This is a genomic window from Agrobacterium sp. 16-172Ci (assembly GCF_053522725.1).
Genome location: NZ_JBNWBW010000005.1, coordinates 46309 through 67207, shown reverse-complemented (window position 1 = coordinate 67207; position 20899 = coordinate 46309). Strand labels below are relative to the sequence as shown.

Sequence of the window (20899 nt, the reverse complement as noted above, 5' to 3'; positions counted from 1 at the left end):
ACTTTACCAGGACGATGGCGACGGCGCGTCGAGACGCTTGCTCATCTTGCCCATGCTCTACCCGTCGCGCCGGGGGCCGTCTTCAGCCAGCCGGTGAAAGCTTCGACCTCATCCGTCTGGATCGCTCCGACGCCGGCCTCGGCGAGAGCGCCCCACACGGCTTCAGGGTCCGCCAGCGCGCGCGTGTCATTGAAATCGAGGCAATGGGCGACGTCGAGCGTGTTGATCCAGAGACGGATGTTCTGGCGCTCCATTTCGGCACGACCTTCAGCCAGATCGGCTATATCGGTGAATTTCACCTCGATCATCGGCGCACGTAACGCCTCGATACGGCGCAAATCCTCCGCAAACTTGCCCTTCCGCACCGGGAACATCGGCATATGCGGGATCTTGCCGAACCAGTGCGCATCCAGCACCTCGAAACGGGCGGCTTCCGGGTCGATATCGGTCTTCACCAGCACCTGATCCTGAATATCGAGCCGCAGCACGGTTTCCATGACCAGCGGCAGATCGCGGGCGAATTTGGTGTCGATATTGACGGTGATCCTGCCGCGCGCCTCCTCCAGCAATTCTTCCAGCGTCGGCACGCATTCATCGGTCACCTCAGCCGCATCGCCACCCGCGCCGGCCTTCAGCCTTGCCGCGCGGACCACCTCGAAGGGCAGCGCATTCACGATGCCCTTCCCCGTCGTCGTGCGGTCGAGTGTGCCGTCGTGAATGACGACGAGCCGGCCATCGGCCGTCGCCTGCGTGTCGATCTCGATCATCTCTACCCCCGCCGCAACCGCGGCACGGACGGAAGCCAGCGAATTTTCGGCGGTGGCGGTCCAGAAACCGCGATGGGCAACGGTCAGGATGGCCGGATTATCGCGCGAGCAGAGCGCAAGGACATTGCAGGGGCTGGAGGTATTTCGGGAGGCGGCAAGGGTTTGATGCATGATTTTCGCTTTCAGACGTTGTGTTTACCGGCGCTGGTTGCCGGGGTCAGACTTTCCCCATGCCCGCCGCCGAGACGGCTCCTGCGAACCGGTTGTTGACCATCTGGATTTAATACACTCATAGTGTAATATTTATAACAGGATCCATGAAAAGTTATGTCAGCCATGGTTGTCCGCATTGCAGCCGTCCCGCACAGCCATTATCCAGAGCGATGACCATGGATCAGACCCAGCCCCAGAGTTTCGACCGCCAACCGCTTGCCAGCGAAAACGAGCGTCTTATTCTGGACATCATCCGCCGCCACGGCCCCATCGCCCGCGCATCGATCACCGGCCACACCAACCTTACGCAGCAATCCGTGCACCGGCTGATCGAAGGTCTGCTGGAGCGCGGGCTTCTGCGAACCGGCGCGCCGCTCAAGGGCACGCGCGGCCAGCCTAGCCCCACCATCGAACTGGTGCCGGAAGCGGCCTATTCGCTTGGCATTTCCATCAACACAGATTCCGTGGTGATCTGCATCGCCGATTTCCGCTGCGACGTGATTTTCGAGGAAAAGCTGAAGATGCTTCCGGAGGATAGGGAGGAGACGCTTGCGGCCTTGTCGCAGGCCCTCGAACGGCTGCTCTCGGAACATGGCGTCCCGCGCGAGCGTCTGCTTGGCCTCGGTTTTTCCATGTCCGGCTTTTTCGTGTCTGAGGACCGCGCCTTCAATGCGCCGGAGCCCCTGCGCGACTGGTCGCTGATGGACCTGAAGCCAATCCTTGAGAAACGGTTCCGCCTGCCGGTCTGGCTGGAAAACAATGCCACCACGGGGGCGATCGGCGAGAGCCTTCGCGGTGTCGGATCATGGTGTGAGACTTTTGCGTACTTGTCGTTCAACTACGGTTTCGGCGGCGGGTTGATCCTCGGTGGCCAGCCGTTTCACGGCTTTCACGGCAATGCCGGCGAATTCAGCGGCATATATAGCACGGATGAATCGCCCAAGCGGCCGGCGATGCAATATCTGATCGCCACCTTGCAGAAAAACGGGGTCGATATCCATTCCATCGAAGCGCTCTACCAGCAATTCGACCCCGCATGGCCGGGCGTCGAGGAGTGGCTCACCGAGACGATGCCGCAGGTGGACCGGCTGATCGCAAGCCTGATCGCGGTTCTCGATCCGCAGGCTATCGTCTTTGGCGGGCAATTGCCGCGTGCGCTTGGCCGGATGATGATCGAACGCACGCACATGCCCTCCCGGCGCGCACATCGTTACGGTGTCGGCCCGAAGGAGGCGAAGCTGGTTCTCAGCGAAACAAAGGGCGATCCATCCGCCATCGGTGCGGCGCTGCTGCCGCTCAGGGTGCGCTATTTCCTGTAGCTCAGCCCAAGCGGGCTGATGTAATCCCGCAACAATCATCACGGAAACGTGAGCCTGATTTCGCCCCCGGTTTTTTACTGGTTGGCAGCTTGCATCCGAAGGCGATAAATATGATTAGAAATATCATGTTTATCGCGACATGACGCAGCATATCCGGCTGCTTCATGCGCCAAGCCAATACGTCACCGGGTCGATTGATGAGCAAAGCCCTGTTACAGGTTCTCGATGCCGAGGAGGAAAGCCGACTGATGCGGTTTTTCCGCCGGCGCCTGCAGAACCGGGAAGACGCCGCCGACGCCATGCAGGAAACCCTGCTGCGGGCGCTTGAGGTTTCTCATGCGACGCTGATCGACAATCCACAGGCCTATCTCTTCCAGATCGCCCGGTCCGTCGCCCGCCTGACGGCCATTCGCCAATCACGAGAGCGGCCGTTATTCGCACCTTACGAAGCGGGCTTTGCCGTTGCCTGCGAAGAGCCGGGGCAGGAGCGGATCGTCGCCGGGCGGCAGCACCTTATTTTAATGGCGCGGGCCATCGAGGCCCTGCCCAAGCGTTGCCAGCAGGTCTTCGTGCTCAGCCGCCTGCATGGCCATTCCAATGGCGAAATCGCCGCCCGTCTCGGCATTTCCCGCAACATGGTGGAAAAACACATCATCAAGGCGCTGCTGCACTGCCGTCAGGTCCGCGCGCAAATAAAAATGTAGACCGGCATCAGGTGTTCGCATCCTTTTTCACTCTATAAGGGAAAAGGACCACATCTCAGCACGCAACGAACGGCAGATCAGGACATGAACAAGCGCCCGGACGGTCTGAAGGATAACGGCTTGACCGATGACGGTCTGGCCGAAGAGGCCGCGCTGTGGGTGGCGCGCATGCAATCGGCAGACGCGACGGAAGCGGAGCGCGAGGCGTTTCATGTCTGGCTGCGGGCCGATGCCGCCCATGCCAGCGCCTATGAGGACATGCAGAGCCTCTGGGGTGAGCTTGGCGATATCGAGCTTGCGCCGGTCGAGCAGCGAAAACGGCGCGGACCTCGCCGGGCAATGCTGGCGGGTGTTGCCGGTCTCTGCCTCATCGGGCTTGCAGCGCTGTTTGCGGAGAAAAGCGGATTGAAGGACCGCTGGCAGGCGGATTATTACACCGAAATCGGCGAAACACGCCTGCTTTCGCTGGAAGACGGCAGCCGCATCAGCCTGAACACCGATACCGCGATTGCCGTTCATTACTCGCAAAAGGAACGGCGCATCACCCTTCTTCGCGGCGAAGCCTATTTCGATGTCGCCAAAAACCCGGAGCGGCCTTTCATTGTCGAGGATGGAGCGCTGACAGCAAAAGCGCTCGGCACCCATTATTCGGTGCGCACCGGCAATGGCGCGCTGCCGCAGGAGGTGCAGGTGGAGGAAGGCCGGGTGGAAGTGACCACAGGCGGCGAGATCGCCGTGCTGACGCCCGGAGAGGCCGTGACCCTTGGCGGCGACGGCAGGCTGGTGCGCGCTCGCAAGGATGTCGCCAACAGCATGGCCTGGCGCGAAGGCAAGCTCGTCTTTTCCGGCCAGCCGCTGCGCGAGGTTCTCGATATTCTCTCGCAATATCGCCGGGGCCGCATCGTCATCCTCGATGAGGCGGCGGCGAGGCAGCACGTCTCCGGCATCTTCGACCTCAAGGACACGGATCAGGCCCTCACCATTCTCGAAGAGAGCCTTCCCGTTTCGGTATCGCGGCTTTCCGGAATGCTGGTTTTCGTCCGCTCGCGATAAAATAACTTTTTTCGCGAATCCGACGTCAGGAGTCGGCCCGCCTTTTCACTCTAGACAATCAGGACCCGTTTCAGCGGGGGCATGAGATCACGAGTGAGAGGGAATGACATGAATTTGGGCAAGCAGGCACGCGGCTGGTTCTGGCTGACGACGACGGCGATCATCGGGGGTATCGTCGCCGCAGGTCCGGGCGCCACGGCCGCTAGCGCGCAGACACCGCCCGCCGCAAGCGGCGCACCCGCCACCGTCACCGTCTCCATTCCCGCAGGGCCGCTGGAAAACGCCATCCTCAGCTTCGGCCGTCAGGCCAATCTGCGCATGGTTTACCCCTCCGCGATCACCAGGGGTCGCAGCACCGCCGGCGTCAAGGGCACGCTCAGCGTATCGGCGGCCGTCAGCGGGCTTCTGGCCGGATCGGGACTGAACTACGCATTGGCCGGCGGCAATACCGTCCGCATTTTCGATCCCGCCAGCCAGACCGGCGAAGGCGGCGGTTCGGCTGCCGCCGGCAGCACCCTGCTTGCGCCGATCACCGTGCAGGGCACCGGCCTTGAAGGCGCCAGGGGCATCATCGAGAGCAATGGCTATGTCGGAAAATCCGGCCGCACCGCCACCAAGACCGATACGCCGGTCGCCGAAACCGCCCAGTCGATCACCACGGTCAGCCGCAAGCAGCTCGATGACCTGAAGCCGCAGAACCTCTCGGAAGCACTGAACTACACGCCCGGCGCGCGCATTGGCCAATATGGCGCGGAGCCGCGTTTCGACGCCTTCAAGGTGCGCGGCACCGATCTCAGCACCACCGGCATCTTCCGCGACGGCCTGCGGCAGGTCAGCAGCCAGAACGGCAGCGCCCGGCTTGAGCCCTATGGCGTGGAAGCGGTTTCCATCCTGCGCGGCCCGGCCGCCTCCATCTATGGTGCCAGCAGCTCCGGCGGCATCGTCGATATCATCTCGAAACGCCCGACCGAAGAGACGCTGCGCGAGGTGGAGCTGCAATATGGCTCCTTCGGTCGCGTGCAGGGCGCTTTCGATCTTTCCGGCGCCGTCGATGACGAAAAGACCATGCTTTACCGCCTGACCGGGGTGGCCCGCGACGGCCGCAACGAAATCAGCGCCATCAAGGACGACCGGCTGTTCATCGCGCCGGCCTTCACCTTCCAGCCGGATGCCGGCACCAAGCTGACGCTGCTCGGCGAATATATGGACAGCACCACCGGCGGCACCTGGGGATACATCAACAATTACGGCAGCGACGGCAAGTCGATCGGCGCGACGCCGGTTTATGGCGGCGATTCCCGTTTTAATGATTTCGAGCAGAAACAATGGCGTATCGGCTATGAGTTCGAGCATGAAATCAACGACAACGTCACCTTCTACAGCAAGGCGCGTTATTCGGCCCTTTCGGCCGACCAGCAATGGGTCTTCGCCAACTATCCAGGCATCACCATCGAGGACAATGAAGGCGTCTCCGCCGACAATTACCTGAAGACCGAATTCGACACAGGCCCTGCGAAACATACGCTGCTGACCGGTATCGACTTCAGCCACATGTCCTACACCTCGAAACAGGGCAATGGCACCAGCCCCTTCACCGACACCTTCACCTATGTGCCTGATGTGTCGCTGATACTGAAGCAGCGGATGAACACGCTCGGCATCTATGCGCAGGATCAGGTCGAAATCGACCGCTGGCGCCTGACGGCCGGCATTCGTCACGACTGGCTGGATACCGAATATCAGGCCCAGACCGTCGGAGGCGCAACGGCTCCCACCTATGACGGCGATGAAACCAAGACGACCGGCCGCGCCAGCCTCGGTTATGTCTTTGACAGCGGTGTGATGCCCTATGTCAGCTACGGCACCTCCTTCGTCGCCAATCCGGGCGTCATCATCACCACGGGCACGGTAACGGGACAGGCGCAGCCGACTGTCGGCAAGCAATATGAACTCGGCGTGAAATATGCCCTGCCGCAATATAACGCCCTGCTAAGCGCCGCCTTCTTCAATCTCGATCAGGACAATGCGACGGTCTATGAGACCTCGTCCGGCATCAACCTGCTGCGCCAGCTCGACCTGCGCTCGCGCGGCGTGGAACTCGAAGCCACGGCCTCGCTCGACAATGGCTGGAGCCTCATCGGCTCCTATTCCTATAACGACGTTGAAATCACCAAACTGACGTCGGAAACGGTGGGCAAGCAGCTCAATTCATCGCCCTATCACACCTTCTCGCTGTGGGCCGATTACGAGTTCCAGAGCGGTGCGCTCGAAGGCCTCGGCATCGGCGCGGGGCTGCGTTATGTCGGATCGAGCTTCGGCGACAACCAGCACACGCCCATTCTCGACAACGAGGCCCGCACCTTCGTCGACGCCTCGCTGCGCTACGATCTCGGCAAGGCCCTGCCCTCGCTGGAAGGCGTGAAACTGCAGATCAACGCCACCAACCTTCTCGACGAGGTGAAACAGGTCTGCACCACGGGCTTCTGCTATTATGACGAAGGCCGCAAGGTCGTCGGCAGCATCCGGTATCGCTTCTGATGCTGCAGCAGAACCCTGCCACAACCAAGCCGTCGCCGGCCGCCGTCTTCGTGGCGGTCGGCGGGCTTTATGTCGGCCAGAGCGTGATTGGCGGGCTGACCTTTCTCGGCCTACCGGCGGTGCTCAGAACCGCCGGACTGCCGCTGGACCAGATCGGCCTGCTTTATCTCGTCGTTCTGCCCTGGGCGCTGAAATTCCTCTGGTCGCCGCATGTGGAGCGTTACCGGCTGCCGCCCGTCGGCAGGAACCGGTCGCGGGTGATCGTCGGCACGGGCATCGCCGCCTGCGCCTGCGGCCTCGCTGTTCTTGCATTCACCGGCCCGTCGCCGGTTTCCGTCGCAATCGCCATCCTGTCGGTGATCGCGCTGGTGACGGCGACAGTCGACATCGCCTGCGACGGCTATGCGGTCGAAACGCTGGCGGAAGAGCATCATGGCTGGGGCAATGCCGCACAGGTCGGCGGCTCCTATCTCGGCTCCGCCATCGGCGCCGGCCTGTTTCTGGTGCTGGTGGAGCGCGCCGGCTGGACGAGCGCCACGCTGGTCATGGCCGGGCTGGTCATCCTGCTCGCGCTCCCCTTCCTGTTCGGCCCGGCGGCAAGAACGGTCACGCAAACACGGGACCACCTGCCATCGATCAAAAACGCGCTCAAGCGACGGGAAGTCCGCACCGGCCTTCTGGTCGCGGCCGTTTATGTCGCCGCGCAGAAATGGGGTCTGGCAATGCTCGGCCCGTTCCTGGTCGATTACGGTTTCGACCTCGCCACCATCGGCGCGCTGAATGGCGTGGGCAGTATGATCGTCGGTTTCGCCGGCGCGCTGCTCGGCGGCACGCTGGTACGCCTCTACGGGGCGTCACGAATCCTGCTCATCGCCATCTTCGTGCAGACGGCGCTGTTGTGCCTTTTCGCCTATTTCAGCGTTCATCGCGATATTTCGCAATGGGTCGTCATGGCGGTTGCGGTGGCTAGCTCGTCGGGCATCATGTCCATCGGCTTCGTCGCGCTTTACGCCTGCTTCATGGGCTGGTCGGACCCCCGGCAGGCCGGGGTCGATTTCACCCTGTTCCAGTGCATGGATGGCGTTGTCGGCATGATCGGCGGGTTGGGCGCAGGCGCGATCGCCGAAAAATTCGGCTATCAGGCCTCCTTCATCATTGCCGCCATCGTTTCGGTGCTCGCCGCACCGGTCATCTTCCTGCTGATGCGACGGCAGAATTCATGAACCGAAGCCCCGGGCGCGGCGGCTTAAACCGGGCCCGGCAGGCCTCCTGCATCGGCCTATTCGACCACCACCGACAGTGCCGAACCGGTATAGACCGGCCGCAGCTTCACGCTGCCCGCATCTATCGTGGCGAATGTCCCGGTCAGGCCGTTGGCGGAGATCACGTCGAGCCGCGTGCCGGCGGCCGGCGCGCCGCCATCGAAAGCGAGCTTCAGCGTCGCGCCGTCCAGCACCGCATTGCCCTTGATCCGAAGCGCAGCCTTCTGCGGGTCGACCGCCAGCGTGCCGCCCGACTGCGTATAATCGCCGCCGATGACAAGATCCGTCCCTCCTACAAGCGAAAGCGTGCCGCCGCTGACCAGCACGCCGCCGGTTCCAAGCGCATCGGCGGATGACGCCACCAGCGTTCCCTCCCTGAGAATGGTGCCGCCGCCATAACTGTTATGGCCGCCAAGCGTCAGCGCTCCGCTGCCGGATTTGACGAGACGCCCTGCCCCGGCAATATCGTTCGTCCATCTGTCCGCCGCATTGAACCCGCCGGCGGCAGCGTCCATCGTCACCTCGACATCGCCGTCAAACGCGCCGTAACCGCTGGCGGCAGCGACCAGATTGATGCGGCCCCAGCCATTGCTGTCATCCAGCAGCGGATAACCGGCCTCGATGCCGGTGGAAAACAGCACGGCGCGGCGCTGGGCGGCATCGAGATAGGGCAAACGTGTCTCCAGCAGGACCTCCGCCCCCTTCGGCACCACCATCGGCGCATCGCCTGCGGCCCTGTCGCGGCTGAAGGAATAGGTCATGCGCCTGCGATAATCCGCCCCGTTCTTCGCCGCGTCGGCAAATTGGTCGACATCCGGCTTTGCGCCATGGGCGAAATCGATGAGCGACTGGCCCTGCGGCAGGCGCTTAGTGAAATAGGCCTGCAAGGCCGCATGCGCGGCCTTCTTCACCTCGGCATTTTTCGGGTCCTGCAACATGGCCGCGGCCATCGCGGTTGCGGTGATGCGGCCGCCGATCACGTCGAGCGGCGAATGCATGCCGGCGACGATGCGGCTCTCGCCGAGTTCGGAGGCAGCCGTCAGCAATTCGGAAAAGCGCTCCGGCACGGCATAGGCATAGGCGATGGCGGCCAGATAGGCGGCATTGGTGTGCCCGCTCGGAAAACCGCCATCCTTGCCGCGCCCGCGATTTTCCCGCGCATATTTCAGCGCCGGCACGATGACGCCCGGATCGCTGTCATGGCTTTCGAAGCTGCGGTCGCCAATCGTTTCCTTGCCGGTTTCGATCACCTCGCCTTTGTCGTTCATGCGCCAGGGCCGTGGTGAGGAATAGAAATACTTCGCCGGCGACGTCGTGCCCTCCGGGCCGCGTATCACCTTCATGAAGGCGACGAAATCCTTCAGTTCGCTATCGGCGGCACCTGCCTCTGTGCCCTTGTCGTCTTCCTTGCGGGTGATGACCTCGTTCGGGTCGAAATCCGCCAGCGTATGATTGATCGTCGTCGTTGCGCCCGCCCCTTCGCGATACCAGGCGGCAAGCGGCCCCATGCCGTCGATGACGCTGTAACCCTGCGAACGGCGGTCATTCATATAGGCTTCGAAAGCGGCAGCGCGGGTGCGGTTTTCACCCGTCACGGACAGCACGTAACGCATGTTTTCCTGCCATATCGTGGGATCGACGATCTTCACATGGCTGAAATCCGCCGGGCCATCGCCATTGGCGCCGCCATCCGCCCATTTTTCATCGCCAAGCGTCCAGATGCGGTTGAAACCGGTGAGGATTTCAATGATCGGGTTGTCCCGGTCATCATAGGCGCGAACCGCCTCGCCCTTCTCGTTCTTGCCGGTCTGGTTGCGATAATTGTCGGCAAGCGGCAGCGGATATGTTGCCGCCGGTTCCGGCACCGTTATGGCATAACCCTGTCCTGCCGGCCCGGTGCGATCGAACGCCTGCGCGCCCGGAACCAGAACCAGCAATGCGACGGAGGCGAGCAGGCTCGAGCGAGCGGAAAAGAAAGACGACATCTTCAGTCTGGCCATGACGAATCCTATGATTTTCAGCGAGTGACGCGTGACGAAAACAGGCGGCGCGGCGTTCCGCGCGCCTCATCGTCAGGTTTAAACGGAGCGTATTTCATTTTTTCGATGGGTTGCCGGTAACGGCTCCCTGCGGCAATTCCTCCAGCGAAAATGCGCCGCCTTCGGAAAGAAACGGCGCGATATGCCCGGAGCGCCACTCCGGGCATATCGTTCGAGAACTTCATCGTTCCGCCGGAGGCGGACGGTCGGGCCGTTATTTCTTGACCGCGACGGCCTCGTTGATCTTGGCGACGTCATCCTCCAGAACCTTGTAGGTCTGGTCGAGCGTCAACTCGCCGACGATGAGCTGGCTCATGCGCTGCACAATCTGCTGATACATGGCGCTGCCGCCCTTGGCGCGCTCGAACTCACGGGCGGCCTGCGGCACGTTCTTCTTGTTGTCGAGGAAGACCTTCATCGCCGCCTTGGCGTCTTCGCTCTTCAGCTTGTATTGCGGATCGACGATCTCCGCGCCGGTCAGGATGACGTAGTTCTCGGCGATTTCCCGCTGCACCTTTTCAGACCCGAGGAATTCGATGAAGTGAGCCACATCTTCGGGATACTTGGTGCGCTTGAAGCCGACAATGGCGGTGCCGCCGGGCATGGCGTAGCATCCGGCCTCGCCGCAGGGCGCATTGATCGCCGTCCATTCGAAACTGTCGCCGATCTTGTTCTGGAACGGATTCACCATCCAGTTGCCGGCCAGATAGGTCACGACATTGCCGTTGACGAACTCGTCACCCATGTTCTTGTACTGCGAACCGCCGGCCGCACCCCACATCTCTTTTGGGAAGCTGCCATTCTGCGTCCATGAATAGATATCGGCGATATATTTTTTCGCCGCATCGTCCGGGAAGCTGAACTTGCCGTCCTTCACATAGGTCGCGCCATAAGCGAAGGCGCCGCCGGAGAAGCGGTGGCCGGAACGGTCCATGGTGAAGGGAATCTGCACGCCGGTCGCCTTGGCGACACGGGCGGAAGCCTCGACGATCTCGCTGAACTTTGCGGTCGGGCCGGGCAAGGGTTCGCCCGCCTGCTCGAACAGCGTCTTGTTGACGAAGGGCAGATTGAGCGTCTGCGACGCCATGTAACCGTTGATCGACTGCGGATCGTTGACATTCGGCAGGCGAAGCTGGTTGAGGCTGGAACCGTGCAGCTTCGCGAAGGCTTCCGCATCCTTCATATAGGGGCGCATGTCGAGATAATAGGGCGCAAGCTGCCAGTCGGTGATCTTGGCTATATCAGGACCTTCGCCCACCGCCAGCTGCACCGGCAGTTGCTTGGAAACCGCGTCATAACCCGAAGACACGAAATTGATCTTCACACCCGGATTGGCCGTCTCGAACTCCTTGCTGAGTTCCGACATGCGCTGCACATAACCCTGGTCGTCATCCGTAAAAAGGAAAGTAATCGTGCGGGTCTCGGCCTGGGCCGTCGCAAGACCGGCGACAGAGGCCACCACAAGGGCGCTGACGCCCGAAAACAATTTCATCATGCTCATCCTCCCAATGAAAATATTTTCATAAATCGAACGGAAGCTCCTCTGCTTAATTCGATTTATAATGTTTTGCGGCTTGACAGAATAAACGTCAAGCTGTTTGTTTTGCATAAATCGCACAAATCGACGCGGAAAAGCGAAAATCGGATTGTGAAAATAATTTCATAAAGATCGACGGGAGGCGATCCATTATGACGGATGGACCATTTGCGGCGAACGCGTCGCAGCCGACATATACCGTCGCAAACGGCGAAACGGTGACCGCCTGGATCGTCTCCGATCTGGTGGAGACGTCGTTCCCCGGCACCGCAGCCCCCGCCGAAGACCGCGTGAACTATCGCTTCATCAACGGTTTCGTGGATGTGGGCGACCTGCCCTGCCGCAAGGCCTTCCAGCAGACCATGATCGGCCGCGATATCGCACCCGATACCAGCTGGCCGGTATCGCACCTCAATCTGCCGGGCTCCAATCGCCGCGTCGAATTCACCGGTTTCTGGCACGTTCCCACCCATGTGCAGCGCTGGCTGAAGGGCACCTTCCGCAGCGATGCGGCAAGACAGGCGCATTTTCGGCTGCGCACCTGCGGCGGCGTCCGCATCTGGGTGGGCGGCGTCGAACAGGTCCGTTTCGAACCTTTCATCCGCAATGTCGAAAGCAGCCGTGACATCACGCTCGATCTCGCAGCCGGCGATAACGAGGTGCTGCTGCTCTGCGAGGATCTGGCGGAACGCGACATCATCTGGTTCTTCGAGCTTGAGGTCGTCGACGCCACACCGCTGACCGTCGTGCTGCCCGTGCCGCTCGACCGGGAGGAAACGAAGCGTCTCGCCGCGCTGGTGCGCGATGTTCGCCCGGCGCGTGACGTGTTTTCCGCCACAGCCCTCGAACTGGTCTTCGGGGCGGCGCCTGCGAGCGACCTGCCGGTGCACATCGCCGTCAAAAGCCATGGGCATGAGCGCGCTTCGCTTGCGGAAGTGGATACGGTGCTGAGGGCCGGGCAATCCTCGCTGACGATCCCTGAAACGACAGGCATTTCGGACGGATATCACGGTGTCAAAATCACCATGGGTTCGGGAGCGGGAACGGTAACCCGCGTCATCGACGCGGCGTTCATGCATGATATCGCGCCGGAAGCATCCGATGCCGATATCAACGAGCGAAAAAAAGCCGCTCTCTCCTTCAGCGCCCGTTTCGGTGCCTGGCGCATCGGCCGCGCGCTGGCGATGGTCGCCACCGGCAGCGATGACATCGAGACGATCGGCGGTATCGTCGATGCGACGCTGCATTCCATTGATCGGCGGGAAGACTGCTCCGATTTCGTCATGATCCCGCTTCTGTGGCTGGTGCGCGCCTATGGGGACCGCCTGCCGGCCGAGATGCGGGCGCGGATCGACGCCTCGATCCTCGGCTATCGTTACTGGGTGGACGAACCGGGCAATGACGTCATGTGGTTCTGGAGCGAGAACCATGTTCTCTGCTTCCACACCAGTCAGCTATTGGCTGGCGAATATCTGCCGGATGCCGTATTCACCGCCTCCGGCCGCACCGGCAGAGAACAGGCGGCGCTGGCCACTGAGCGGCTGGAGCGCTGGTTCGACAGCGTCGAGGCGCATGGCCTCGCCGAATGGAATTCGGCCGCCTATTATCCGGTGGATTTCATCGGCCTTCTCGCCATCGAACATTGGGCGGGACCGGAGCTCGCCGCCCGCGCGCGCCACCAGATCGATCTCATCTTCGAAATGATCGCGTTGCACACGCTCGGCGGCGTTCCCTCCGGTTCGCAAGGGCGGGCTTATGACAAGGAGCTGCGCGCCGGGCCGCTGACGGAACTGGCGCCCTTTGCGCAGGTCGCCTTCGGTCAGGGCTGGCTGAACAATGGCGTTGCCTCGCTGCCGATGTTCTGCTGCGGCGATTACCTGCCACCGGCGCATCTCGCCTCCCTTTCCCAACTGACAGGCGGCCGCATGGTCGAGGCGCGTTATGCGCAGGGTCTGGAGCCCGGCAAGCTCGTGCTCTTCAAGAACGAGGCCGCCCAGCTTTCCACCGTTGTCGATCACAAGACCGGCCGCAAGGGCCATCAGCAGCACGTCATGGACATCAAGCTTGCCGGCCACCCGATGGCGCGGCTCTGGGTCAATCATCCGGGCGAAGACGATCCGTGGGGCACCCAGCGCCCCTCCTATTGGGCGGGAAGCGGCATCCTGCCGCGCGTGGCGCAACATCGCGATCTGGCGATGCTGATCTTCGATACGCAGGATCACCGCAACGACTGGACCCATGCCTATCTCGGCCGCGACGGGCTGGACGAGGTGCTGGTGGAGGGCAGCTGGCTCATCACCCGCTCGGGCCGTGGCTTTGCCGCACTTTATGCGACCAACGGGCTTCAGCCCATCACCACCGGCGCCACCGCCAGTCGCGAGATCAGATCGCCCGGCCGCCGCGCCGGCTGGGTCGGCATCATCGGCTGCGGGGATATGGAAGCCTTCTCCCGTTTTCGGGAAAAAATCCTCGCCACGCAGATCACCTTCGATGCCGAAAGCCGGCTGCTCTCAGTCACGCCACCGGGCGGGCCAGAACTTACTCTCAACTGGGACGGCGCCTTCACCATCGGCGGACAGGCCATGGCCTTCGACCATGACCACCCGCAACCAAAAATCACCTTCGACAGCGCCGACCCAGCTTCGGGCAGCGCTGCAAAACCCTTCTACTCCTAAGCGGAATTGACAGATGAACCAGCCAAGCATGGAAAAAGACACTCTCAGGACGACGATCGACAATGTCGCCGCCGCCTTCAGCCGCCTCAAGGGCATTCAGGAAGGTCTGGTCAGCGGCAGTTCCGATGGCAAGATCCAGTTCGACGAATGGGACTGGGAAGTGGGTGTGGGCCTTTACGGCTTCCTGCGCCGGGCGCTCGCCGCCAACGACCAGAAGGCATTGGATGACCTCGTGACATGGTACGGCTGGCAGATCGACCGTGGCCTGCCGCCGCGCCAGATCAACAGTTCCGCGCCGATGCTGCCGCTTGTCATCCTCACCGAACATGTCGACCGGCCGGATTTCCGGGCGCTGGTGGAAGACTGGGCCGACTGGCTGGTGCATCAATTGCCGAAAACCGAAGATGGCGGCTTCCAGCATGTCGTCAAGGAGCGGCTGAATGAGGGCGAACTCTGGGACGACACGCTGTTCATGGCATGTCTGTTCCTCGCCCGCGCCGGCGTCGTCTGCAAACGCCAGGACTGGATCGACGAGGCGGTCTACCAGTTCATGATCCATACGCGTTATCTGTCGGACCCCGTCACCGGGCTCTGGTATCACGGCTGGACCTTCAACGGACGTCATAATTTCGCTGACGCCTTCTGGGCGCGCGGCAATTCCTGGATCACCGTCGCCATTCCCGAGCTTTTCGAACTGGTGCCGACGCTTGGCGAAAAGGACAGGCGTTTCCTCGCCAATGTGCTGGCAAGCCAGGTGCGGTCGCTCAGGCAGTATCAGCGCGAGGACGGCATGTTCCACACGCTGCTCGATGACCCGACCTCGCCGGTGGAAACATCGGCGACGGCCGGCATCGCCTATGGCATTCTGCGCGGCATAGAGGCCGGCATTCTCGGCGAAGAAAACCGCCCGCATGCGGAGCGCGCGCTGAAGGCGGTGCTTGGCAATATCGACGATGAAGGCGTCGTCCACGGTGTCTCCGACGGCACGCCGATGGGCCACGATCTCGACTTCTACCGCCGCATTCCCAATCTGCCCACACCCTACGGGCAGGCGCTGACCATGCTGCTTCTGATCGACGTTTTTCTGAAAAGGCCAAAGGCATCGTGAGCATCATGAACATCAGTCAGGACATCACAGTCGCGGCGGGTGGCCTCGATGCCACGGCGGCCATCCAGCAGGCTATCGACAGCGTTTCAGCCGCAGGCGGCGGGCGCGTGTCTCTCTCGGCCGGGCGTCATGTCAGCGCCGGCCTCCATCTCAAAAGCGGCGTGGAACTGCACCTTGCCGAAGATGCGGTGCTTGCCCCCGTTTCCGATTACGACGCCTATGCCCTCACCCGGGTTTCGGTGATTGCCGAAGACTCCGATCGCGGCATGATCATCGCCAGGGGGGCGCATGACATCGCCGTCACCGGCCCCGGCCGTATCGAGGCTGGCGGTGAAAACTTCATCGTCGGCGACGACAAGGCCATGGGCACCTATGTCCCGGCGAAAAAGCGCCCACGCGTGATGGTGCTGGAAAGCTGCCACAACGTGCGCCTCGAAAACCTCTCCGTCAGTGGTTCGCCGATGTGGACGCTGCATATGGTCGATTGCGAAAACCTTCATTTCCGCAATCTGCGCATCGAAAACGACCGCCGCCTGCCCAATACCGATGGCGTTGTGCTCGATGCCTGCCGGCGCGCCCTGATCGAGGATTGCTTCATCTCGACCGCCGATGACGGCATCTGCCTGAAGACCAGCGCCGGGCCGGACGGCAAGGCCGTCGGAGCCTGCGCCGATATCACCGTTCGCCGCTGCACCGTTTCCAGCATGAGCTGCGCGCTGAAGCTCGGCACGGAATCCTTCGGCGATTTCACCGATGTCGTGTTCGAGGATTGCAAAATCGTCCAGTCCAATCGCGGCGTCGGCCTGTTTTCCCGCGATGGCGGCGCGATGCGCAACATCCGCTTTTCACGTATCGAGACCGAATGCCACGAAACGCCGGGCGGCTTCTGGGGTTCGGGCGAAGCGGTCACCGTGACCGTCGTCGACCGCCGCCCCGAGCGTCAGGCCGGCAGCGTCGACAATCTGGTCGTGGAAGACTTGAGCGGCTCCATGGAAGGCGCGATCAACCTCGTCGCCACATCGAAGGCCGGCATTCACAATGTCCGGTTGGAGCGCATCACGCTGTCGCAGCAACCCGGCAAGCTTGGCACCGGCCTGCAATACGATCTGCGCCCAACCAATGCAGATATTGCGCCAAGCCCCCATGCCGCCGGCCGCGCCAATGCCTGGACGCAGGATGCTGAGGGCAGGATCGTCGGAATGGAGGATTATCCCGGCGGAATGCCGGCGGTCTATCTTGCCGGCGTGGAAGGATTTGCGGCCCGCGATGTCGCCATCAAAAGAACGACGCCCTTGCCCGAGGGCTGGAACAGCCAAGAGATCGTCGCGACGACGAACTTGCCCGAAGGGAGCAGGTGATGGGAAGTCTGAAACTCGAAAACCTCAACAAGGCGTTCGGCGCCGTTCATGTGCTGCATGACATCGATCTTCAGATCGAGAACGGCGAATTCGTCGTTTTCGTCGGCCCTTCGGGCTGCGGAAAATCGACGCTGCTGCGCATCATCGCCGGACTCGAGGACGTCACCTCCGGCACAATCGCTATCGGCGGGCGCGATGTCAGCGCGCTGTCCCCGGCCGAGCGCAAGATCGCCATGGTCTTCCAGTCCTACGCGCTTTACCCGCATATGAGCGTGCGCAAGAACCTTGCCTTCGGCCTGGAAAACCTGCGTTTCAAGCGGGCGGAAATCGAAAGCCGCATCAACGAGGCGGCCCGGATGCTGGCCATCGAGCCCTATCTCGACCGCAAGCCGAAACAGCTTTCCGGCGGCCAGCGCCAGCGCGTCGCCATCGGCCGCGCCATCGTGCGCGAGCCGGATATCTTCCTGTTCGATGAGCCGCTTTCCAACCTCGATGCGGCGCTGCGCGTGCAGACGCGTGCCGAAATCACCCGCCTGCATCGCGATATCAAGACGACGATGATCTATGTCACCCACGATCAGGTGGAAGCCATGACCATGGCCGACAAGATCGTGGTGCTGCGCGCCGGGCGCATCGAGCAGGTGGGCAGCCCGCTTGAGCTTTTCGACAATCCGCGCAATCTCTTCGTCGCCGGTTTCCTCGGCTCGCCGCGCATGAACATGCTGAAGGGCACGATCACCAAGGGCAGCGACGGTAGCATCGCCATCGACGCCGGCTACGGTGTGTCACTCCCCTGCCTTGTCGATCCGGCAGCCGTCAGCTCCGGGCAGGCGGTTCTCGCGGGCATTCGCCCCTCGCATTTCACCATCTCCGACAATGCCGGCTTGCCCTTCGAGGTGCAGTATCACGAAAGCCTCGGCACCGAGACCTATCTCTACGGCAATCTCCAGGGCGAGAAAGAGCAGATCATCGTGCATCAGGCGGGCCATTTCGCCCCCGCTTCCGGCTCGGTGCTGAGGATCATGCCGGCACGGGAAAAGGTGCATGTCTTCGATCCCGCCACCGAACTGGCGTTGCCGCGCCTGAACAGCGAAGGGAGAAGTTAGCATGGCCAATCCGACGCTTGCGAGACTGTCCGACCGTGCGCTCGATGCCGTGATGGCGATTGCCGAAGTGCCGCTCAACTTCATCGAGCGGCTGATCGGCAAAAGGCGCATGCCCTATATTTTCCTGATGCCGAACCTCGTTCTCTTCGGCATCTTCACCTTCCTGCCGATTGCCATTGCCGTCGGTTACGCCTTCACCGGCGGCACCGAACTTCTCATCACCGACCGCCCCTTCGTCGGGCTGGAAAATTTCGGCAAGCTGCTGGATTGCCAGAGCTACATGGACCCCGGAAGCTGCCGGGAATCGCTGTTCTGGACGGCGATCTGGAACACGCTGTGGTTTGTCGGCTTCAACGTCGTCGCCACGCTTCTGGTCGCGCTCATCACCGCCCTCATCCTCAACCGGGCGATTGCCGCGCGCGGTTTCTTCCGCGCCATGTTCTTTTATCCGGTGCTGCTGTCGCCCGTCGTCATCGGCCTCATCTGGAAATGGTTCCTCGACCGGAACGGCCTGCTCAACGCCTTTTTCCAGATGCTCGGCGTGCCGCCGGAAATCTTCCTGCTGGATGTCGGCTGGTCGCGTTTCTTCGTCGTGGTGGTCTCGGTCTGGTTCCACATGGGCTTTTATACGCTGATCCTGCTGGCCGGCCTTCAGGCCATCCCGAAGGACCTTTATGAAGCCGCCGCCATCGACGCCGCCTCGCCCCGGCGCACGCTTTTCCGCATCACCCTGCCGCTTCTCGGCCCCAACCTGCTCGTCGTGCTCATCCTCCTGATGATCCGCTCGGTGCAAATCTTTGATGAGGCATGGGTTCTGACCAATGGCGGTGGACCGGGCACGGCCAATACATTCGTCGTGCAATATATCTACCAGATGGCCTTCGGCAGCGATCTGAGGCTGTTCGGCCTTGCGTCCGCCGCATCGGTTCTGATGGGCCTTGTGCTTCTCGCGCTGACGCTCGTGCAACTGCGCCTCGGCAAAAAGATGGAGTCCTGACCATGTCCAACGCCGTCTCCTTCCTCACGCGCACCCGCCGCCCCGGCCGGATCGGCCTCACCGATATACTGTCATGGGTCTGGCTCATCGGCGGCACGCTCGCCGTCCTCATCCCGGTCGTCTGGGCCGCCATGTCATCGCTGAAACCGGAGGCCGAAATCACCCGGTTTCCGCCCAGCCTTCTGCCACGCGCCGCCTTGCAGGTGGACGTGCAGGGTTACGACAAACCTCTCAGCCTCTGGAAAGCCCCCATTGACGGCATCGAGCGGGAAATGGCCATGGTCCGCCGCATCGGGCTGAAAGCCCAGATGGTCGATCCCGCCAATCCCGGCCCGCCCGTCAGCGTTGACACCCGGGAAATAACGCCCGTCCAGAAACTGACTATCGCGACGGAGAACTTCACCGATCCGCTCACCCGGTTCAGCTTCCTGACCTTCCTCAAGAACTCGGTCTTCGTCACCTTCGTCGCAACCGTCCTGACGCTGATCGTCAATGCCATGGCCGCCTTTGCGCTCTCGAAATACCGCTTCCGCGGCGAGAAGGCGATCTTCGTGCTGATCATCTCTACCCTGATGATCCCGCTCACCGTCGTCATGGTGCCGGCCTATCTGGTCATCGTCGGCGTCGGCCTCGTCGACAATCTCTGGGGTGTCATCATCCCGACGGTGGCGACGCCGACCGGCGTGTTCCTGCTGCGGCAATATATGCTGACCATTCCCGATGAGCTGATCGAGGCGGCCCGCGTCGATGCGGCAAGCGAATTCCGTATCTTCTGGCGCATCATCCTGCCGCTGACGGCGCCGGCGCTTGCGGTTCTCGCCATCTTTTCGGTGCTTTGGCGCTGGAACGACTTCCTCTGGCCGCTGATCGTTCTCAGCAGTCGCGAAAACTTCACGCTGCAGGTGGGGCTGAACGCCTTCCAGGGCGAGTTCTCGGTGCAATGGCACTATATCCTCGCCATGACCTTCCTCAGCCTCGCACCTGTCACCGTCGTGTTCCTGTTCCTGCAGCGCTATATCACGACAGGGATTGCCGGCACGGGGATGAAATAAAACGACAAATCATTTGGGGGGCGGCGCGATGCTGCCCCTCAGCACAAGGCGACAACCGAGTTCCAGCCGGTGCGCCGGGCGGGTGGGATCGGCCGCCACAAGCCGCTGCTCCAGCAGCGCAAGCGCCGCGCCGCCCAGCCTGTCGGCGGGCAACTGGATGGTACTGAGCGGCGGCGCACTGAAGGCCGCCGGCATGATATCGTCAAACCCCAATACCGAAACATCGTCCGGCACCCGGATTCCGGCTTCTGTCAGGGCCTTCAGGCAACCGAGCGCCAGATTATCGGCGGCGCAGAAGATCGCCGTGGCGTTTCTGAGCGGTTTTTCCTCGGCCAGCAGGCGGCGGGTGGCGGCCTCACCCCATTCCGGCTCATAGCTCTCCACCTCGATGACCATATCGGCGGGAATAGAGAGACCCGCCGCGAGATACGCGTCGCTATAACCGTCATATCGGCGGCGGATCGTCGTGCGCCCTTTCCAGGTGATGTGCAGAATATTGCGATGCCCGAGCGACAGCAGATGTTCGATACCGAGCCGCGCGCCAAAACGGTTCTCGGCGGTCACCGTATCGACGATCATGGCCGGGTCCTCGCCATTGATCAGCACCACCGGCCGCGAAAGCGCAGACAGCGCCTCGACCAGTTGCGGCCTGTCATCGTTCAGGATCACGATACCGTCGACATTGTCGGCATCCGCCGCCGCCGCCACCGCAACCGGGTCGAGCCGGCTCGTTGTGCTGACATAAGGAACGATGCGAATACCGCGCCGCTCGCATTCGCGCCTGAAGCCGTTCAGCATCGTCCAGCTGACCATGTTGAGGTCGCTCTGCGGTGCTGCATCATTGGTCATGGCCAGAAGCACGACACGCAAAGTGGCGATCGTCGCCTTCTGTCGCCGGTTTTCGAGATAACCGAGTGCGCGTGCCGCCTCCAGCACCCGCTCGCGCACCTGCGTGGTCAAGGGTGCTGTGCCGTTGATGGCGTGCGAAGCCGTGCTCAGCGAAACATTCGCCTCCCGCGCCACGTCCTTAAGCGTCGTTTTCCTGTCTATTTTCATAAAGGGGAAATTCAACCACTCTACTTCGGACGGTGCGGGCAGAAAGCCTGCCTCACGCAGTCGATCTGAAGAATACCCGTGCCTGTTTGCTGCTCTCTCGTCGCTCGAAGACTAC

Annotated in this window: 15 protein-coding genes; 11 read left to right on the top strand and 4 right to left on the bottom strand. The window is 62.0% G+C overall.

Annotated elements, in window-relative coordinates; genetic code table 11:
- Positions 1-41: 41 nt before the first annotated feature.
- Entirely contained in the window at positions 42-938 is an 897-nt protein-coding gene (locus tag ACQZ40_RS07760; protein WP_448747702.1) for a glycerophosphodiester phosphodiesterase family protein, read from the bottom strand.
- 212 nt (positions 939-1150) lie between these two features.
- Between ACQZ40_RS07760 and ACQZ40_RS07755 the strand changes: the two genes are divergently transcribed.
- The 5 genes from ACQZ40_RS07755 (at position 1151) to ACQZ40_RS07735 (ending at position 7817) form a co-directional block, all read left to right on the top strand.
- Entirely contained in the window at positions 1151-2299 is a 1149-nt protein-coding gene (locus ACQZ40_RS07755; protein ID WP_448747701.1) for an ROK family protein, read from the top strand.
- Between the two features lie 197 nt (positions 2300-2496).
- Entirely contained in the window at positions 2497-3003 is a 507-nt protein-coding gene (locus ACQZ40_RS07750) for a sigma-70 family RNA polymerase sigma factor (protein WP_020808834.1), read from the top strand.
- An 84-nt stretch (positions 3004-3087) separates the two neighbouring features.
- On the top strand, positions 3088-4056 hold the full coding sequence (locus ACQZ40_RS07745; protein ID WP_174000572.1) for a FecR family protein: 969 nt from the start codon (positions 3088-3090) through the stop codon (positions 4054-4056).
- A gap of 108 nt (positions 4057-4164) precedes the next feature.
- Positions 4165-6594 (top strand): TonB-dependent siderophore receptor, encoded by a 2430-nt coding sequence (locus ACQZ40_RS07740; RefSeq protein WP_448747700.1) that lies wholly within the window; start codon positions 4165-4167, stop codon positions 6592-6594.
- Positions 6594-7817 carry an MFS transporter gene (locus tag ACQZ40_RS07735; protein WP_174046411.1) on the top strand — a complete coding sequence of 408 codons (1224 nt, stop codon included), beginning with the start codon at positions 6594-6596 and terminating at the stop codon, positions 7815-7817. Before ACQZ40_RS07740 ends, ACQZ40_RS07735 begins: the two co-directional genes overlap by 1 nt.
- Before the next feature lie 56 nt (positions 7818-7873).
- Here the strand turns inward: ACQZ40_RS07735 and ACQZ40_RS07730 are convergent, their stop codons facing one another.
- Together ACQZ40_RS07730 and ACQZ40_RS07725 are read right to left on the bottom strand one after the other, a co-directional pair.
- A complete protein-coding gene (locus ACQZ40_RS07730; protein WP_448747699.1) occupies positions 7874-9856 on the bottom strand; it encodes a phosphatase PAP2 family protein in 1983 nt (660 codons plus the stop codon).
- A gap of 253 nt (positions 9857-10109) precedes the next feature.
- Positions 10110-11390 (bottom strand): ABC transporter substrate-binding protein, encoded by a 1281-nt coding sequence (locus ACQZ40_RS07725; protein WP_031233411.1) that lies wholly within the window; start codon positions 11388-11390, stop codon positions 10110-10112.
- 194 nt (positions 11391-11584) lie between these two features.
- Here ACQZ40_RS07725 and ACQZ40_RS07720 point away from each other — a divergent pair, with 194 nt between their 5' ends.
- Genes ACQZ40_RS07720 through ACQZ40_RS07695 form a run of 6 tightly spaced genes read left to right on the top strand, consistent with a single transcriptional unit; the run spans position 11585 to position 19728 of the window.
- Positions 11585-14107, top strand: a complete 2523-nt coding sequence (locus tag ACQZ40_RS07720; RefSeq protein ID WP_448747698.1) for a hypothetical protein — start codon at positions 11585-11587, stop codon at positions 14105-14107.
- Positions 14108-14120: 13 nt separating this feature from the next.
- Complete coding sequence (bglB, locus tag ACQZ40_RS07715) at positions 14121-15215, top strand: beta-galactosidase BglB (RefSeq protein ID WP_065655324.1); 1095 nt, start codon at positions 14121-14123, stop codon at positions 15213-15215.
- A 5-nt stretch (positions 15216-15220) separates the two neighbouring features.
- Positions 15221-16573 carry a polygalacturonase PglB gene (gene pglB / locus ACQZ40_RS07710; protein ID WP_448747697.1) on the top strand — a complete coding sequence of 451 codons (1353 nt, stop codon included), beginning with the start codon at positions 15221-15223 and terminating at the stop codon, positions 16571-16573.
- Complete coding sequence (locus tag ACQZ40_RS07705) at positions 16573-17679, top strand: ABC transporter ATP-binding protein (protein ID WP_448747696.1); 1107 nt, start codon at positions 16573-16575, stop codon at positions 17677-17679. The genes pglB and ACQZ40_RS07705 overlap by 1 nt, the downstream gene beginning before the upstream one ends.
- A gap of 1 nt (position 17680) precedes the next feature.
- Positions 17681-18676, top strand: a complete 996-nt coding sequence (locus ACQZ40_RS07700; protein WP_020808843.1) for a carbohydrate ABC transporter permease — start codon at positions 17681-17683, stop codon at positions 18674-18676.
- 2 nt (positions 18677-18678) lie between these two features.
- A complete protein-coding gene (locus ACQZ40_RS07695; RefSeq protein WP_448747695.1) occupies positions 18679-19728 on the top strand; it encodes a carbohydrate ABC transporter permease in 1050 nt (349 codons plus the stop codon).
- A gap of 9 nt (positions 19729-19737) precedes the next feature.
- Here the strand turns inward: ACQZ40_RS07695 and ACQZ40_RS07690 are convergent, their stop codons facing one another.
- Complete coding sequence (locus ACQZ40_RS07690) at positions 19738-20784, bottom strand: LacI family DNA-binding transcriptional regulator (RefSeq protein ID WP_020808845.1); 1047 nt, start codon at positions 20782-20784, stop codon at positions 19738-19740.
- Between the last annotated feature and the right edge of the window lie 115 nt (positions 20785-20899).

What these genes read in the sequence shown, in the direction of transcription:
- ACQZ40_RS07750 (WP_020808834.1), top strand. Translation starts at nt 2,497, where the DNA reads ATGAGCAAAGCCCTGTTACAGGTTCTCGATGCCGAGGAGGAAAGCCGA.
- ACQZ40_RS07735 (WP_174046411.1), top strand. Translation starts at nt 6,594, where the DNA reads ATGCTGCAGCAGAACCCTGCCACAACCAAGCCGTCGCCGGCCGCCGTC.
- ACQZ40_RS07725 (WP_031233411.1), bottom strand. Translation starts at nt 11,390, where the DNA reads ATGATGAAATTGTTTTCGGGCGTCAGCGCCCTTGTGGTGGCCTCTGTC.
- ACQZ40_RS07760 (WP_448747702.1), bottom strand. Translation starts at nt 938, where the DNA reads ATGCATCAAACCCTTGCCGCCTCCCGAAATACCTCCAGCCCCTGCAAT.
- ACQZ40_RS07755 (WP_448747701.1), top strand. Translation starts at nt 1,151, where the DNA reads ATGACCATGGATCAGACCCAGCCCCAGAGTTTCGACCGCCAACCGCTT.
- ACQZ40_RS07730 (WP_448747699.1), bottom strand. Translation starts at nt 9,856, where the DNA reads ATGGCCAGACTGAAGATGTCGTCTTTCTTTTCCGCTCGCTCGAGCCTG.
- ACQZ40_RS07720 (WP_448747698.1), top strand. Translation starts at nt 11,585, where the DNA reads ATGACGGATGGACCATTTGCGGCGAACGCGTCGCAGCCGACATATACC.
- ACQZ40_RS07705 (WP_448747696.1), top strand. Translation starts at nt 16,573, where the DNA reads ATGGGAAGTCTGAAACTCGAAAACCTCAACAAGGCGTTCGGCGCCGTT.
- ACQZ40_RS07690 (WP_020808845.1), bottom strand. Translation starts at nt 20,784, where the DNA reads ATGAAAATAGACAGGAAAACGACGCTTAAGGACGTGGCGCGGGAGGCG.
- ACQZ40_RS07745 (WP_174000572.1), top strand. Translation starts at nt 3,088, where the DNA reads ATGAACAAGCGCCCGGACGGTCTGAAGGATAACGGCTTGACCGATGAC.
- pglB (WP_448747697.1), top strand. Translation starts at nt 15,221, where the DNA reads ATGAACATCAGTCAGGACATCACAGTCGCGGCGGGTGGCCTCGATGCC.
- ACQZ40_RS07700 (WP_020808843.1), top strand. Translation starts at nt 17,681, where the DNA reads ATGGCCAATCCGACGCTTGCGAGACTGTCCGACCGTGCGCTCGATGCC.
- ACQZ40_RS07740 (WP_448747700.1), top strand. Translation starts at nt 4,165, where the DNA reads ATGAATTTGGGCAAGCAGGCACGCGGCTGGTTCTGGCTGACGACGACG.
- bglB (WP_065655324.1), top strand. Translation starts at nt 14,121, where the DNA reads ATGAACCAGCCAAGCATGGAAAAAGACACTCTCAGGACGACGATCGAC.
- ACQZ40_RS07695 (WP_448747695.1), top strand. Translation starts at nt 18,679, where the DNA reads ATGTCCAACGCCGTCTCCTTCCTCACGCGCACCCGCCGCCCCGGCCGG.